This window comes from Psychroserpens sp. SPM9, from assembly GCF_025153525.1.
In the GTDB taxonomy this organism is placed as follows: Bacteria; Bacteroidota; Bacteroidia; order Flavobacteriales; family Flavobacteriaceae; genus Psychroserpens.
This window is the reverse complement of sequence record NZ_JANZNR010000001.1, coordinates 46338-61564: the sequence shown is the minus strand read 5'-3', so window position 1 is coordinate 61564 and position 15227 is coordinate 46338. Positions and strand designations below refer to the sequence as shown.

The 15227-nt window shown below is 34.9% G+C and carries 15 protein-coding genes; 11 read left to right on the top strand and 4 right to left on the bottom strand.

Going from position 1 to position 15227, the window contains the following annotated elements:
• Positions 1 to 49: 49 nt before the first annotated feature.
• Positions 50 to 352, top strand: a complete 303-nt coding sequence (locus N4270_RS00280) for a hypothetical protein (protein WP_260094797.1) — start codon at positions 50 to 52, stop codon at positions 350 to 352.
• On the opposite strand, the gene N4270_RS00275 is transcribed toward N4270_RS00280, so the two are convergent.
• The gene (locus N4270_RS00275) at positions 353 to 4507 is read right to left on the bottom strand and encodes a CUB domain-containing protein (RefSeq protein WP_260094796.1); all 4155 of its coding nucleotides are present in this window, start codon (positions 4505 to 4507) and stop codon (positions 353 to 355) included. It lies immediately after the preceding gene.
• A 160-nt stretch (positions 4508 to 4667) separates the two neighbouring features.
• On the opposite strand from N4270_RS00275, the gene N4270_RS00270 reads away from it, so the two are divergent.
• Genes N4270_RS00270 through hemL form a run of 3 tightly spaced genes read left to right on the top strand, consistent with a single transcriptional unit; the run spans position 4668 to position 7667 of the window.
• Entirely contained in the window at positions 4668 to 5555 is an 888-nt protein-coding gene (locus N4270_RS00270; protein WP_260094795.1) for a 1-aminocyclopropane-1-carboxylate deaminase/D-cysteine desulfhydrase, read from the top strand.
• Between the two features lie 5 nt (positions 5556 to 5560).
• Positions 5561 to 6379 (top strand): glucosaminidase domain-containing protein, encoded by an 819-nt coding sequence (locus tag N4270_RS00265; RefSeq protein WP_260094794.1) that lies wholly within the window; start codon positions 5561 to 5563, stop codon positions 6377 to 6379.
• A 1-nt stretch (position 6380) separates the two neighbouring features.
• Positions 6381 to 7667: a glutamate-1-semialdehyde 2,1-aminomutase gene (gene hemL / locus N4270_RS00260; RefSeq protein WP_260094793.1), complete on the top strand. Its 1287-nt coding sequence runs from the start codon at positions 6381 to 6383 to the stop codon at positions 7665 to 7667.
• Between the two features lie 55 nt (positions 7668 to 7722).
• Here the strand turns inward: hemL and N4270_RS00255 are convergent, their stop codons facing one another.
• From N4270_RS00255 to N4270_RS00245, 3 genes are all read right to left on the bottom strand, one after another.
• On the bottom strand, positions 7723 to 8058 hold the full coding sequence (locus tag N4270_RS00255; RefSeq protein ID WP_260094792.1) for a hypothetical protein: 336 nt from the start codon (positions 8056 to 8058) through the stop codon (positions 7723 to 7725).
• Between the two features lie 117 nt (positions 8059 to 8175).
• Positions 8176 to 8625 (bottom strand): hypothetical protein, encoded by a 450-nt coding sequence (locus N4270_RS00250; protein ID WP_260094791.1) that lies wholly within the window; start codon positions 8623 to 8625, stop codon positions 8176 to 8178.
• Between the two features lie 96 nt (positions 8626 to 8721).
• Positions 8722 to 10233 carry a hypothetical protein gene (locus N4270_RS00245; protein ID WP_260094790.1) on the bottom strand — a complete coding sequence of 504 codons (1512 nt, stop codon included), beginning with the start codon at positions 10231 to 10233 and terminating at the stop codon, positions 8722 to 8724.
• A 157-nt stretch (positions 10234 to 10390) separates the two neighbouring features.
• Here N4270_RS00245 and N4270_RS00240 point away from each other — a divergent pair, with 157 nt between their 5' ends.
• The 7 genes from N4270_RS00240 to N4270_RS00210 all read left to right on the top strand — a co-directional run bounded on the left by N4270_RS00240 (position 10391) and on the right by N4270_RS00210 (position 15222).
• Entirely contained in the window at positions 10391 to 10549 is a 159-nt protein-coding gene (locus N4270_RS00240) for a hypothetical protein (RefSeq protein WP_260094789.1), read from the top strand.
• 1 nt (position 10550) lies between these two features.
• The gene (locus N4270_RS00235) at positions 10551 to 11018 is read left to right on the top strand and encodes a hypothetical protein (protein ID WP_260094788.1); all 468 of its coding nucleotides are present in this window, start codon (positions 10551 to 10553) and stop codon (positions 11016 to 11018) included.
• 83 nt (positions 11019 to 11101) lie between these two features.
• On the top strand, positions 11102 to 11584 hold the full coding sequence (locus N4270_RS00230; RefSeq protein WP_260094787.1) for a hypothetical protein: 483 nt from the start codon (positions 11102 to 11104) through the stop codon (positions 11582 to 11584).
• Positions 11585 to 11663: 79 nt separating this feature from the next.
• Entirely contained in the window at positions 11664 to 12950 is a 1287-nt protein-coding gene (locus N4270_RS00225; protein WP_260094786.1) for a DUF2157 domain-containing protein, read from the top strand.
• A 3-nt stretch (positions 12951 to 12953) separates the two neighbouring features.
• A complete protein-coding gene (locus tag N4270_RS00220; RefSeq protein WP_260094785.1) occupies positions 12954 to 13508 on the top strand; it encodes a GDYXXLXY domain-containing protein in 555 nt (184 codons plus the stop codon).
• 54 nt (positions 13509 to 13562) lie between these two features.
• Entirely contained in the window at positions 13563 to 14441 is an 879-nt protein-coding gene (locus tag N4270_RS00215) for an alpha/beta hydrolase (RefSeq protein ID WP_260094784.1), read from the top strand.
• 34 nt (positions 14442 to 14475) lie between these two features.
• Positions 14476 to 15222, top strand: a complete 747-nt coding sequence (locus N4270_RS00210) for an alpha/beta hydrolase (RefSeq protein WP_260094783.1) — start codon at positions 14476 to 14478, stop codon at positions 15220 to 15222.
• The last annotated feature ends 5 nt before the right edge of the window (positions 15223 to 15227 follow it).

Sequence of the window (15227 nt, the reverse complement as noted above, 5' to 3'; positions counted from 1 at the left end):
TTGGAAAGATTTTTGATTCTTGTTTGATATGGTTTTAATTTCAAAATTTATGGTTCCAAAAGGGTATGTGGGTATTACTATTTTTCCTTTTATTTTTCTGAAATTCGATTATCTAAAAACGAATGCTGTATTACTAAATCACGAACAAATTCATCTCAGACAACAAATTGAATTGCTTGTTATTCCATTTTATATTATTTATGGTGTTGAGTTTTTAATCCGACTCATGAAATTAAAGCACTGGCATAGAGCCTATTTAAGTATTTCCTTTGAAAAGGAAGCTCATACAAATGAAAAAGACCTTAATTATCTAAAATCAAGGCCTTTGTTTCGTTTTATAAATTACCTATAGTTATTGGCGCAATACTACTTTTTGAATTTTTTGTTTTCCATTAGTCAATTCTACTTTAACAATATAGGCACCAGCAGACAGTCTCGATTCTTCATAGACAAATTCAGAAAGGTTAATGTTTTTAGAGGCGAATATAACTTTACCTACTATATCATAAACAGCAACGGTATTAATAGTTCCAATCCCTGTGGTGACTTTAATATAATCACCTTTAGGAGCTGTAATTAAGATATCGTTAGTATCAAAAGTATTAACATTCAAGGTTTGATTTGTATACCTTAAAATAAAACGGTCGTTATGAATACCAGCATCTATTGTGAAGGTATAAGGTGACATTTTAATATTGTGAATACTGTTTAATTCGGTGTCTTCAATGTAGATATTTTGATCCTCATTTAAAAATAGACCGTCTAATGTATTAATCGCAATTGTATGACTTCCTGTTTCGTTGGCAATAAGTCCTAAAGGAACAGTGTCTTCTTCAGAAAACGGTAATGCTCTACCTTGAATAGAAAGCGATTCATCATTCAAAATAGAATAAAAGCCACTATTATCACCACTGCTAAAATCATAACCATCGTATTGACGATCAAAGTCGTTAGAAGCATTAGCTACATAGCCCACTAATAGTGTATTTGTCGTATTATTAGGAGATAATAAATCTAACCAGATTCTATGTTTGTTTACAATGACTTGACTGCTGTCTTCTTGTGGATTTTCAGTTCTGAAAAAAGTGTTGTTATCATAGGTTGACAGTACTTGCCTCATGCTATTGTTGAAAGTGACAGATGTGCCAGATGTGGCGCCATGATTCATTAATACAAAAAAGGCTTGCCCAGAAGCAATAAATAAATCATTGGTTCCTGGAGGGTTTGATCCAGTATTATTATGTTCAATATAATCATTGCCATCATAATTATAAACGTAATTTTCGTAAAACGGATCTAAATTAATTGCTGAATACGTATTATCATGAGGCCAAACATAAATTGTTCCGTTGATATTAGTATTTATATCTGTAAATGCATTTGCTGAAATTGCTGAAGGATAAGGATTTCCTATTAGATTCCAGTTGTCATCTTGATCGGTAGCTGTGTTTCCAATTCCAGGATAGTCACCACCATTCCAATTACCATGAAAGATGTTTCTGGTAATAACGCCATTATTAGGCGTGCCACTAAAAAGGGCTGTATTGTTTGATACAGGATAAGCTGTTGCAGGAATTGTAGCAGGTGTGCCACCTAGTCCTCTAACAATATAACCTTTTCCATTTGTCATAGCGCCAGAAGCTGCATACCACTGGCCATGGTTTCCGGCTCCGTTGCCAACAACTGTTGGTGTCCAATCAAATAATAAACTAGAGGATGGCGATATGTTGGTTACTTGAAAATTTGCAACAGGCGATGACCAGTAAATATATTCACTACCAGCCACTGCACTTTCATCAAAGTTTGGCGAACGTTGTACATGAATGTTTCCAGAATTCACTGCTGAATCTTCAATTTGAATAAGACTGGCGCTACTCTTTAAGTTAAAGATTCCAGTCCCTTGAACATCAATCCATTCTTGAATTATTAATTCTGTATTGGTTTCAACCTCAAGATAAGCTCCATCCTCAAGAGTTAAATTTCTTCCTTGTGCAGGCTGCGGAGGTGTAGGAGGAGGTGTTAAAAATTTATTAGAGATTGGATCATTAGGAACAGAAGCATTATCAGGTATGACGATACAATTATTAATAGTTGGAACTCCAGCTGGTGTCCAGTTAGCACCTCTGTACCAATTATCATCTACAGATCCATTCCAAGTCTTTTTATTATAAAGCACCGTTACATTGTCAGTACAGCCATTATTGTCTGTAGCTGTATAAACCTGAGTACCATTAGGAGCTGCGTAAACTGTACCTGCAAAACCACCAACATACGGTGTTGTTAAGGTGTTGTCTGTGTATAAATTAGCTGTTGGAGACCAGGTTACTTGAGGTTGTAAAGGCGGTCCATCGGCAGTGAGTAAAATATCATCGACATACCAGTCATTAAAGTTATAAGAATTTCCATTTAATCGAAATCTTATATACAAGGTCGTATTTCCATCAAGAGCTGAAAGATCAATGGTTTGAGTGGTCGCTGCGATATCACCTCCATTAGTGACGACATATTGATTGGTCCAGCCGCCAGTTCCGGTTAAGGAGGTTTGTACACGAATTGAAATTCCAGTTCCAGCTCCAAACACATCTAATTCATGCTTGAAACTCAGTTGAAGATTGGTTTGACCAGTAATATCTATGGCTGGAGAAGTAATTCTCCAATTACTGTTTTGGCTACCAGTTAACCATTCTAAATGTGCTTCATTGGCTGTTCCACCTGCATTATTAGAATTTGAGATGCTCCAAGCTGCATTTGTAGATCCGTTGAAAACATTCCAACCCGTAGGGAATGTGGCACCATCAAAAGATTCAGAATAAACAGTCGCTCCAGGAGCTGGTATAGGAGCATTTGTTGTGAGTTCGGTATAATCGAGATTACATTCATCTGCGCCTAATGGGTATACTGTATCTGTTATGGCTAAATTACATTGATCTATACAAGTGATATCTGCTGTCCATCCAATATTTGTATTAGAAAAGTCACTTGTAAACACGAAAGTTAATGAACCACTAGAATGTGTAGATGTTACTGTGCCTGGGCTATTTGTTCCTGTGTAAGTTCCTATAATTGGGAAAGTCGCATCTGGTCCATCATAAATGTATAAATAATCATAATTGTTTTCAGTTCCAAAGGTTGTAAAATTAGCTTCTAAAAACGTATTTGGAACATCAGGTGTTAATGTTGTTGTTGTGCTTTCATAGTTTGAGTAATTGCCACCAGCTCCACCGCTGTCGGTAAATGTAGAATTACAAACTGTTGGAGGTACATATGGTGCACAAGTTAAATCTGCAGCCCAACCATCATATGTTACAGAGTAATCACTATCAAATACAAAAGTTAAGGCTCCAGAGGGATGAGATGACGTAAAAGGACCAGGAATAGTCGTACCATTAAATACGCCTAAAAGAGGCGAGGAAGTATTTGGTCCATCATATACATATAAATCATCAGCAAATTCTAAATCAAATAATGTAAAAGTAGCTGTGAGTGCGTCACCAGCTGTATCTGGATAAAATGTAGTCGTCTCAAATTCGTAGTTAGAATAGTTGCCAGTTGGTCCTCCACTATCATAGAAAGTTTGGCCACATGTTGGCGGTGTTGGAGGCGGTGTACAGGTTATATCTGCCGCCCAGCCTAAGCCAACATTGCTATCACCATCACTTATAAATCCAAAAGAAATGGCACCAGTGGGGTTTCCTACTGTGGTTGAAGTAAATGTAGCAGGTAGACCAGTAACAGTTCCTAATACGGGGTATGAGGCATCTGGACCATTATAAACGGTTAATACATCGCCAGTATCTGGGATGTCAACCATGGTAAAATCTACAGTAACTGTACCTCCTGAAAAGTAAGGATTAATCACATCAAGATTTGATTCGTTGCTAGAGTAAGGTCCTGCAGTATTTCCTGAATCGTAAAAATTACTGCCACATACAGGTCTGCTTGCACATGTTGTTGTGCCATTTCCGCCTGTTTGTTGAAGGTCAATAATACCTTGAGATCCATTATAATTGGTTATTAATACAACATAAACTTCACCTTGCAATGCATTTGTAATTCTCATTCTTTCAACAGCAGCGGTATCATAACTGCAGTCAACAATTGGACTGTCAGGATTTGGTGCGGTATCTAAATAAGGATAATACCCAGGGTTTGCAGTATTGTTAGGGCATGTTGGACAGTCGGTAAAAGATATGGTGTTATCGGCATCAATAAGGTCGGTAAAAGGACCCCAAACAATAAAATCAACATCAATAGGAAATCCTCCAGCATCCTCTTGTTGAATCGTAAAAATTAAATCACCAGGTTGATCAATTTCCAGATAGAAATAAGCGGCGTTAGGAATAGATCCCAAACAGCCTACCTGAGTATTGTCAGGCATTCCTGTAACATTATTAAATATTAATTTAGAGGTTCCTGAGCAAAATTGTTCAGCACCAAGGACATCAGTTCCTTGTGAAAACCCTAAGTTTGCTGATAAGAAAAGTATAAAGAGTAGTTTTTTAATCATAAACTATATTTTTTGATATACATATTCGATAACATCATTAAAATGTTATTTTGTAGGTAAATACTTTAAAATATAGATTTGGGGATTATTAGTGTTAAAGTATTAAAAATTAGGGTAATCTTAACACTTTTTTTGAAATTTATTTAAAAAAATAGTTAACATGTTGAAAAACGAGGACAAGTGTAACTTAAAACTTGAAAATCAGCTTTATATAAAACCAGAATACCTTATCCATCCTTTTATTTCTGGAAATAAATATCGCAAACTAAAGTATAACTTTTTAGAGGCCAAAACTTTAGGTAAAACGATATTGTTAACCTTTGGAGGCGCCTATTCAAATCATATAAGTGCTGTTGCAGCAGCAGGGAAAGAATTTGGTTTTAGAACCATTGGTGTTATTAGAGGTGAAGAATTAAAAAACACGTCGCTCAATCCTACATTGCGTTTTGCTCAATCTTGCGGAATGACATTAAAATTTGTAACCCGAGAAGCTTATAAAAATAAATCTGATTCTGCTTTTATTTCTGAATTGCAAAAGGAGTTTGGAGCCTTTTATTTAATTCCCGAAGGAGGTACAAACACATTGGCTGTTAAAGGCTGTGAAGAAATTTTAACTAAGGCTGATGCTAAATTTGATTTTATCTGTTGTCCGGTGGGAACTGGAGGCACGATTTCTGGCTTGATAAATTCTGCTTTGTCTCATCAGAAAATTATTGGTTTTCCGGCGTTAAAAGGTGATTTTTTACAAGAAGAAATTACTAAATTTGCAAAGAATAAAAATTGGGAATTAATTACCGATTACCATTTTGGAGGCTATGCAAAAATTAGTGATGAACTCATTGCTTTTATGAATCAATTTAAGTGCAAGCATACCATCCCTTTAGATCCAGTTTATACTGGGAAAATGATGTTCGGTATTTATAATTTAATTGACAAAGGCTATTTTCCGAAGCAGTCCAAAATTTTAGCAATTCACACTGGAGGGTTGCAAGGTGTTGAAGGCATGAATCAAAAATTAAAACAACAAAATAGACCTTTAATCGTTTGAAGTTTATGAAAAAAATATGTGTTGTTGTCCTCGTCTGTTTGATTGCATTTAGCTGTGGATCAAAAAAAAGAATCATTACTAAAAAAGATAAACGAACCCAGAAAACGGAACAAGTCGTTGTCAAACCAAAAACAACAACTCCTGAAAATACATCGAAAGTACCTGATGTGCCTTCAAATTCTTCTTTAAATTCTACCGAAATATACATTCTGAAATATAATGCGATTGCGATGGACGAAATGCGTACATCAAAAATTCCGGCAAGCATTACATTGGCACAAGGCATCTTAGAATCTGGATCTGGAAAAGGGCGTTTGTCAGTAGAAGCTAATAATCACTTCGGAATTAAATGTCATGGGTGGACCGGAAAAAAAATCTATCACGACGATGATAAGTCTCAAGAATGTTTCAGAAAATACGATTATGCCTTTAGTTCTTTTGAAGATCATTCCGAATTTTTAACAGGCCGAAGTCGCTACGCTAATTTATTTAAACTACGACCAGACGATTATAAGGGTTGGGCTAAAGGTTTAAGAGCTGCAGGCTATGCAACTGATAAGAAATATCCTCAAAAACTAATCAGTTTAATTGAGCGCTACCAACTTTATAAATATGATGATATGGTCTTAAATAATAGGCCGTCTCCAACTCAAGACGATTTGCCTGAAGATTATGTGTCTGTAAGTCATCGAGTTGTTAAAGGTGACACCTTGTATTCTCTGTCTAAAAAATACAACACAACGGTTGACGAATTAAAGCGTCTTAACGGTTTAAAAACTAATGATCTTTCTTTGGGTCAAATGCTTATCATTAAAACAAGATAATATGTTATATCAACGTAGCAGTGCCTTATTTAAAGCGGCACAAAATGTTATTCCAGGTGGTGTTAATTCTCCCGTTAGAGCTTTTAAAGCTGTTGGAGGAACGCCAATTTTTGCACATTCAGCAAAAGGGGCTTATGTCTATGATGCCGATGGAAATCGCTATATCGATTATATTAATTCTTGGGGGCCTATGCTGCTTGGTCATGCCTATCCGCCAGTAGTAGATGCGGTTATAGAAAAAGCAAAGCAAGGAACTTCCTTCGGAATGCCAACCGAAATTGAAACTCAAATCGCTGAATTGGCGGTTTCAATGGTGCCGAATATTGATAAAATCCGATTTGTAAACTCTGGAACTGAAGCTTGTATGAGTGCTGTGCGTTTAGCGAGAGGGTTTACTGGAAAGGAAAAAATTATAAAATTTGCGGGATGTTATCACGGACATAGTGATGCGTTTTTAATTCAAGCCGGCAGTGGCGCTGTTACTTTTGGGAGTCCTAATAGTCCTGGTGTTACTGAAGGTACGGCCAAAGATACCTTGTTGGCTACTTTTAATGATATTCATAATGTGAGGTCGTTAATTGAAGCAAATACAGATGAAATCGCTTGTATTATTATCGAGCCTGTTGCTGGAAATATGGGTTGTATTCCTCCAAAAGATGACTTTTTAAAACAATTGCGAGCTCTGTGTGATGCCCATCAGATTTTGCTCATTTTTGATGAGGTTATGACTGGTTTTCGTTTAGCCAAAGGTGGCGCCCAAGAACTCTACGGAGTGAATGCTGATATAGTTTGCTTCGGAAAAGTAATAGGTGGAGGTTTGCCAGTTGGTGCCTTTGCTGCTCGTGATGAAATTATGAATCATTTAGCGCCTTTAGGTAAGGTTTATCAAGCCGGAACATTGAGTGGAAATCCTCTCGCTATGGCTGCTGGTTTGGCGATGCTCACATCCATTGAAAATGACCAAGACCTGTTTAAAAGATTAGAAGATAAAACAGCCTACCTGCATAAAGGTTGTGCTGAAGTGTTAAACAAACATAAAATTACACATACAATTAATAGGAAAGGGTCAATGATATCTATTCATTTTTCTGAAACCGAAGTTGTAGATTTTAGCTCGGCTGCCCAAGGAAATAATGAGACTTTTAAATCCTTTTTCCATGGCATGTTAAATGAAGGTATTTATATTGCACCTAGTGCCTTTGAAACTTGGTTTATTACTGATGCACTTTCTTACGACGATTTAGACGCAACCATAAGTGCTGTTGAAAAAGTAGCACAAACCTTATAAAATAAAAAAGCGACTTAATTAAGTCGCTTTTTTTAATGTTATATCAAATGAGTTATTATTCTGTTTGTCCTCTCTCAATTTCTAAGTAGCGGTCAAATTGCTCTGCTGTTAAAATGGTTCTTAGTTTTTCATCCAGCAGATGATTAATTTTGTCTAAACGCTCTTTGTGGTCACCAGACGAGTTGCTTATTTTTTTATAAGCTTTTCCAAACTCTTGGTAAGCTCTGTAAACATCGTCCATTTTTTCTTTGTCAAACTTGAGTGTTTTTCTCAATTCTTTGGTTTTTACAGATGCCGCTTCATTAATTTCTAATGTATTTTGAGCTGTTGTATTTTGAGTGCTAAACAGAAATGCTATTGCAAAAAAGCAAAGTGTAAATATTTTTTTCATCGTTTTGGTATTGTAAATAGTTCTAAAAGATTAAAATTAAGGATTTTTATGATATAAAAAAGCATCGACTTTAAAAATCGATGCTAATTAACAAAAAAACTACTAATCTAATCTAACTTATCGTTGTCCTCTTTTTTTATGTTTTCCTTTGGAGTTGCTATGGCGCTTAGCTTGCATCGTTTCCCATTTTTCAAACTGCTCTGCTGTTAAAATGGATTTCATTTTTTTCTTCATGGCAATTTGATCATCCAAGCGTGCATTCATCATTTTAACGCGTTCCTCTTTTGAAGGTTTTTTAGCATCTTCTTTTTCTTTCTCTTTTTGGCGTTCTTCCATTTTTTCTTTTCTGGCAGTCGCTTGTTCTAAAAGTACTTCTTTAACCTGAGCTTGTTGTTTTTCAGATAAATCTAGTGCTAAAGTCAGTTTTTTTGAACCTAAGGTGGCGATGTCTTCAGCAGACATGTCTTTCGCCATGTCGCGTTTTCCGTCTCTATCTCCTCTTTTTTTGTCTTGTGCAACGCCTTGTAATGTTACAAATGCCAATGCGATTAAAATTATTTTTTTCATAATGTCTTTAAAATTTAATATTGTTATGTTTTTAATTGACTGTTCTTTTGACTTGCAAATTTTAATTTGGTTTAAAGCGTTTGTCTATTTTAACCTCTAATTAACATTTTGTGCTTTTCTAACTAAGGCTAAAGTAGTTTGGTACAGTGGCTTGTTTTCCATTTTACTTTTGAGCCATGCGTAAAAGCTCATCACAAAAATATCTTCATGTTTTTCGTCAACCCAGTCAAATGCATTTTCGACTGTGGTTTTAAATTTTTCAGAAGTCACCTGATCGGGATGTTTAAAATACGATTCAACCAACTTAATAAATGTAATGACACGTGCCTGATTGATTTGCTTTAGGTAGCTAAAGTAGGAGCGTTTAAAACTGAGTAATCTCGATTCGGCTAAATTAAATTCACCGAGTTCGATGTAGAGGATGATTTCGGCTAAATTCTTTTTAATAACCCATTCCTTTCCTGCTTTTTCAATATAATACTTATCGGTATGGTAAAATTTCGAAAAAATGGTTTTGGCATTTTTGTAATCGGATTTCTGAATATAAAACATCACCAGCCCTAAGTGTATATCCAACAGAGATTCTATGTCGGCATGCTTGCTTTGTTTAACCGATTCTAATACGGAAATAGCTTCCTCCTGCTTGTTGATGTAGTTGTAATTGAGAGCAGTTAATAAGGCATATTTAAGCTTAAATGTTGCGTAATATTTTTTGCGTTGCTGAAGCATAAGTGTTTCCATGATGTTCAGATAAGCAAGAGATTCGGTGAATTTTTTATTTCTAAACAAGGTGTTTGCAATCATGTAAACGACTTTAATATGGTGAACCAATTGCTTGTCTCTGGTTTTATGATGTTTGATTTTTTCGTAAGTGCTGATTAAAAACGGTTCAATTTTAAGGTAATCATTAGTTGCCAGTGCCGATAAGCTCACAATACTAATAAGTTGGTATAAGGATTTAAAAGAAAGCGATTCGGAGCTGTCAATATTATGTGCTTTTAAAGTATCGTTGAGTACAGTATTAAAATCAATGACTTTACCTTTATAGGTCATGTCGCTTAAGGTTTGCCTGATTTTAGCATAGACCAAATTCAATTCTTCTTCAAGAAAATGTTGTTTTTGATTGCTTCGGAAATCACTAATCAATGCATTGATATCTACCGAAGGATTCATATAAGCATACTGAATTTTAGTATGGTATATTTCATTTAAAATAGGAAACAAAAAATGCTCTTGGGCTAAGGCTTCAGCTTTGTCAAGGATTTGATAAGCAATTTTAGGTTTTTTATGAATGAGGAAGGTTCGCGATGCCAGAATGTATTTAATAATTTGCATATCTACTGAGTTCTCTTCTTCTAAGTTGCTGTTGGCAATAAAGTCTATAAGTGATTGGTATAGTCGCTTTCTCAAGGCGTGATAAGCATCTTTTTTAGTGTTGCCATATAGTTTTTGGCAAATCTCTTTTGAAGTGAGTTCGTCGGCTTTTAAGAGTTTAAACAAATCAATGTTTTTGGTGTCATTGCGTTTGTTCTTTTTTTCTAAATAATTGATGAAACGTTGCTCATCTTCCGAAGAAAACGTCGAAACAATAGCGTTTAAATCTGTCATTTAATCGTCAGTTAAATATAAAATATATCAGTAAAAATAATCATTTAAAGTAATAATGATATTAAAAAATCGTCAGTTTTTTGTGAAACCTGTGTTTGCTAGCCACATTTAGTGTTGCACATTTGTAGTGTCATTAACAAACAAAAAAAACAAACCCATGAAACAGTTTATTAAAATCACACTTTTTATAGTTGCCATAAGTGCACTAGTTGTGTTTTCAAAACAAATTCAAAATGAGTTTATTGAAACTTATAATTATTGTGTAGCTCAATTAGCAAGTCAAACACTAACAAGCACCAATCCTATAGGTTTTTAAAATGCAACTTAAAAAATTAAATACCGCATTTATAATCACTACTGGTGTTTCGGTCGTTGTGTTTATCTATTTAGTGTTTTTGGGCTATGATGAAATCAAAACCTTAAAGGACGTGATTAAAATTATTGCATCCATTTTATTCCCAATTCCTATGTTGTTTTTTGTGCGTTTTGTTTTAATAGAACATTTTTTACCACTAAACACCGATGCATACAAGTTGAAGCACCAAAAACCAGCGACCTTATTATTGTTACTAACTGTTGTTATTGGTGTGGTAAGTATGCAACTCATAGAATGGTTGACAGGGCAGAAGCTTGAAAACCATCTAATTTTTGCGCACCTTATCAACTCTACAACCCTAAGTAGTTATGTGCTTAATTATATTTTGTACAACAATTTGAGAGTCAACGGAATTTTAAGTGGCGTCTTACTCTCATTAGCTATACATGTGTTTTTTTTAACCGCTTAATTGTAATTGCTCAAGTAATGAAGGTCATTAAGGGCAACGCGCAACCTCTAAAATTAAAGTGAAATCATCAAAAATTTAAAATTATGAATCCAATTGTTCAACCTCCAAAACCGAGAACCAATTCTAATAAAAGAGAATTGTTGTTTACATTTCAATCGATCATTGTGGTCGCTTTACTGGCTTTTACTGTCATTGCTTTTTTTCTGTATAAAGATTTGCCAATTATAAATGGTATTAAAGTCATTTTTGCACCATTTTTATCTGTAGTCCCGCTATTATTTGTTTTATCTATTCTTAGAGATTTACGAAAAGGTTTTAAAGAAGGAAATTATTCGAAACATGAAATTATAAAATTCTGTTTGATAACCGTAGGAATCACCGCAGCTTTTACTGGAGTGACCTATTTACTTTCAGAAATTAAAGCTTTAGAAATTTTACTGGCAGCTATTATGGCAATTTTAAGTACTGTATTCTTTTTAAGAAGTAAAATTAAAGATATTCTAGGTATGAGCATCATCACCGGAATAGCCGAAGGTATTATCGTCTACATGATTTTTTTGTTTTGATGATTGGTTAGTTAGTAACCTTAAACCTTTCAGGTGTCAAAGCCTGAAGGGTTTTAAATAAATTTAAAATTTACAGATTATGAATTCAAAACTAATTAACGAACTATCCGATTTAGTGACTAATAAGGTCATTACTCAAGATACTGCTTCAAGAATAGAGCAATACGTTTTAAGTAAACAACAACACAAGCCTAATAAACTGTTTACCGTATTTGGCGTATTGGGATCGCTTTTAATTGGGTTAGGTGTGATTTTAATTCTTGCCCATAATTGGGATAATTTTACCAGAAGCATAAAAACTGTTTTCGCTTTTCTGCCATTAGTTATCGGACAGATTTTTGTGGCATTTTCAGTTTGGAAGAAAAAAAGCAGCGTTTGGAAAGAGTCTTCAGGAACATTTTTATTCTTTGCTATAGGATCAAGTATTGCGCTTGTGAGTCAGATTTATAATATTCCTGGTAATTTGAGTACTTATATTTTAACCTGGATTGTGTTGAGTCTCCCATTAATTTACATTCTCAAATCCAATACAGTTGCCTTATTGAATATGATAGCGATCACCTATTACGCTTGCGAAGTTGGCTACAGTTTTAGTTCATTTAGTGAGTCGCCTTGGTTGTATTTGGTATTAATGACTTTGATACTACCGCATTATTATAGCTTGCTTAAAAATCACACAAACGCTAATATTACATCTGTATTTAATTGGTTGTTTCCCTTGAGTGTGACCATTGTGCTTGGAACGTTTGTTAGTCAGCTTTCAGAGTTAGGCTTTCTTATGTATCTCTTACTCTTTAGTCTTTATTATAATATGGGGAAGCTTCCGTTTTTTAATGAACAAAAATTGCGTCGTAATGGCTATCTCGTCCAGGGATCTTTGGGAATTGTGATAATGGTTTTAACGATGAGTTTTGATGATTTTTGGTATTTAGAACGTTTCTTTTTCAATGCACAGGAAACATATGTCTCAGCAATTTTATGTGCAGCTAATGTTGGGTTGCTGATCTATTCTTATTCAAAAGGATGGTTAAAAACTTTTAATTTATTTCAGTACTTATTTATTCTGTTTTCTATACTGTATGTCTTCGGATTAAATATTCCAATCGTTGGTACTATTGTGGTTAATTTGATGGTCTTAGCCTTAGGAATTACGACCATTAAAATTGGTGCTGATAAATTCCACTTCGGAATATTAAACTACGGACTCCTAATTATAACAGCTCTGGTCACCTGTCGGTTTTTTGATACCAATATGAGTTTTGTTATCAGAGGTTTATTGTTTGTGTCTGTTGGTATAGGGTTCTTTTTAACCAATTATATCCTACTTAAAAAACAAAAGTCAAAAGTTGAATCTTTAAAACATTAATTCATGAAACGTAATTATATACTTATTCTATTTGCTGTTTTAGCAATTGCGCAAATAGCAGTGCCAGCGCAAATGATTTTTGGTCGCGAGCACATTCTAAAAACAGGAACGGCCTATAAATTTAATACAGAACCTATAGATCCTTCAGATCCGTTTAAAGGAAAATATATCGTTCTGAGATATCAAGTGGATAGGTTTAAAACCAGTAACAAAGCATGGCAAAGAGAACAGGATATTTATATTTCCATCGCTAACGATAGTTTGGGTTTTGCTAAAGTGATTTCAGCAGATTTGGAAGCACCAGAAACAGGCGATTATGTAAAAGCAAAAGTAGATTGGTATACAGAACGCGATAGCACTTTACATTTTTCATTGCCCTTTAATGAGTTTTATATGAATGAAACCAAGGCTTATAGTGCCGAGTTAGCACATAGAAAAGCCTCAAGAGATTCGCTGCCAAACAATACCTATGCTTTGGTGTATGTGAAAAATGGAGAAGCGGTTTTAGACAATGTGTTTATCAATGCTATTCCTATTGCAACTTTTGTTGAGGAGTAGGTATTTGATTTCCATGGTGATTTTTTCCTATCTTGTTAAGATAAAATTTGTTTCATGCCATATTGGTTGTCTATAGTTATTACTGTTCTTGTGATTTACATTGCCATTAGTGTAGCCTTATACTATTTGCAAGACTATATGTTGTTTAAGCCAGAAAAGTTGCCTGCCGATTTTCAGTTTGATTATGAACATCAGGAAACCAAAGAGTACAACTTAGAAACTCGTGATGGCGCCCTAATAAATGGTTTGCGTTTTTTTCCGAAAGGAGAAAGCAAAGGTGTGGTTTTGTATCTCAAAGGGAATTCTAAAAGTATTAAAGGCTGGGGAAAATTTGCCGTAGATTTTACCAGACATGGTTATAATGTGCTAATGGTAGATTATCGCGGCTTCGGAAAGAGTACAGGACGACGTTCACAAAAAGCGATTAAACGTGATTTGCAACTGGTCTATAATAAATTAAAAGAGCAAACCACCGAAGATCGTATTATTCTCTACGGACGCTCACTAGGTTCTGGTTTTGCTGCCAAGCTGGCGTCGATGAATCATCCTAAAATGCTCATATTAGATGCGCCTTATTACAGTTTAACTAAGGTCACTGCCCGCTATGCGCCTTTTATGCCCTTGTCCTTATTGATGAAATATCCATTACCTACTTATAAATGGCTAAAGTATGTGCAATGTCCTATTCATATTATTCACGGCACTCATGATAAGTTAATTCCCTTTAAAACCAGTATTAAATTGTCTAAGGTAAACCCTAAACGCACCCAACTGCATACGGTTATTGGTGGCGGTCATAAAAACCTGAATAATTTTGAATCCTACCACAGTATGTTAGACGATATTTTAAATAAAACACCCAAAACCATCGATTTAGAAACCACAAGTATCAATGTCATTCACAGTTCAAAACCGACTAAAAAAAAGGCTTAAGAAAGTATTCAAAATACTTTTGATATTATATGTTATGATAGGCGCATCACTTTATTTTTTACAAGAAAAATTATTGTTTCTCCCAACGGTTTTGGAGCAGGAATATCAGTTCGAATTCAAGGCTGATTTCGAAGAATTATTTTTGAAACCCACAGAGGATGTTTCCATAAATGCCATTCATTTTAAAGCCGAAAAGCCTAAGGGTGTGATTTTGTATTTCCATGGAAACGCTGGTGATTTGAGTCGCTGGGGAACAATTACCGAATATTTTGTCGACAAACACTATGATGTCTTTATTATGGATTACCGTTCTTACGGAAAAAGTAAAGGCAAACTGAGCGAGCAGGCGTTTTATGACGATGCCCAATACTGTTATGATTATCTGCTGAAGCAGTATTCTGAAAGTGATATAACGCTTTATGGACGCTCATTAGGTACGGGAATAGCGACCTATCTGGCGTCAAAAAACAAACCGAAACAGTTGATTCTTGAAACACCGTATTATAGTATCCTGGATGTGGCAAAGCACCGATTTCCTGTGTTTCCGGTAGCAATATTGCTGAAGTATAAGTTTCCTTCCAACGAATTTATTGTTAATGTTGATTGTCCGATTACCATTTTCCACGGAACAGAAGATAAGGTGGTGCCTTATACTTCCGCAGAAAAATTAAAAGCTGTTGCTTCAAAAAAGGACATAACATTTATAACGATTGAAGGCGGAAGCCATAATAATTTGATAGAATTTGAAGATTATCTTAACGGAATAGACCACATTCTTTAGCGATT

What these genes read in the sequence shown, in the direction of transcription:
- N4270_RS00245 (WP_260094790.1), bottom strand. Translation starts at nt 10,233, where the DNA reads ATGACAGATTTAAACGCTATTGTTTCGACGTTTTCTTCGGAAGATGAG.
- N4270_RS00235 (WP_260094788.1), top strand. Translation starts at nt 10,551, where the DNA reads ATGCAACTTAAAAAATTAAATACCGCATTTATAATCACTACTGGTGTT.
- hemL (WP_260094793.1), top strand. Translation starts at nt 6,381, where the DNA reads ATGTTATATCAACGTAGCAGTGCCTTATTTAAAGCGGCACAAAATGTT.
- N4270_RS00240 (WP_260094789.1), top strand. Translation starts at nt 10,391, where the DNA reads ATGAAACAGTTTATTAAAATCACACTTTTTATAGTTGCCATAAGTGCA.
- N4270_RS00220 (WP_260094785.1), top strand. Translation starts at nt 12,954, where the DNA reads ATGAAACGTAATTATATACTTATTCTATTTGCTGTTTTAGCAATTGCG.
- N4270_RS00210 (WP_260094783.1), top strand. Translation starts at nt 14,476, where the DNA reads ATGATAGGCGCATCACTTTATTTTTTACAAGAAAAATTATTGTTTCTC.
- N4270_RS00270 (WP_260094795.1), top strand. Translation starts at nt 4,668, where the DNA reads ATGTTGAAAAACGAGGACAAGTGTAACTTAAAACTTGAAAATCAGCTT.
- N4270_RS00215 (WP_260094784.1), top strand. Translation starts at nt 13,563, where the DNA reads ATGCCATATTGGTTGTCTATAGTTATTACTGTTCTTGTGATTTACATT.
- N4270_RS00225 (WP_260094786.1), top strand. Translation starts at nt 11,664, where the DNA reads ATGAATTCAAAACTAATTAACGAACTATCCGATTTAGTGACTAATAAG.
- N4270_RS00275 (WP_260094796.1), bottom strand. Translation starts at nt 4,507, where the DNA reads ATGATTAAAAAACTACTCTTTATACTTTTCTTATCAGCAAACTTAGGG.
- N4270_RS00265 (WP_260094794.1), top strand. Translation starts at nt 5,561, where the DNA reads ATGAAAAAAATATGTGTTGTTGTCCTCGTCTGTTTGATTGCATTTAGC.
- N4270_RS00230 (WP_260094787.1), top strand. Translation starts at nt 11,102, where the DNA reads ATGAATCCAATTGTTCAACCTCCAAAACCGAGAACCAATTCTAATAAA.
- N4270_RS00255 (WP_260094792.1), bottom strand. Translation starts at nt 8,058, where the DNA reads ATGAAAAAAATATTTACACTTTGCTTTTTTGCAATAGCATTTCTGTTT.
- N4270_RS00280 (WP_260094797.1), top strand. Translation starts at nt 50, where the DNA reads ATGGTTCCAAAAGGGTATGTGGGTATTACTATTTTTCCTTTTATTTTT.
- N4270_RS00250 (WP_260094791.1), bottom strand. Translation starts at nt 8,625, where the DNA reads ATGAAAAAAATAATTTTAATCGCATTGGCATTTGTAACATTACAAGGC.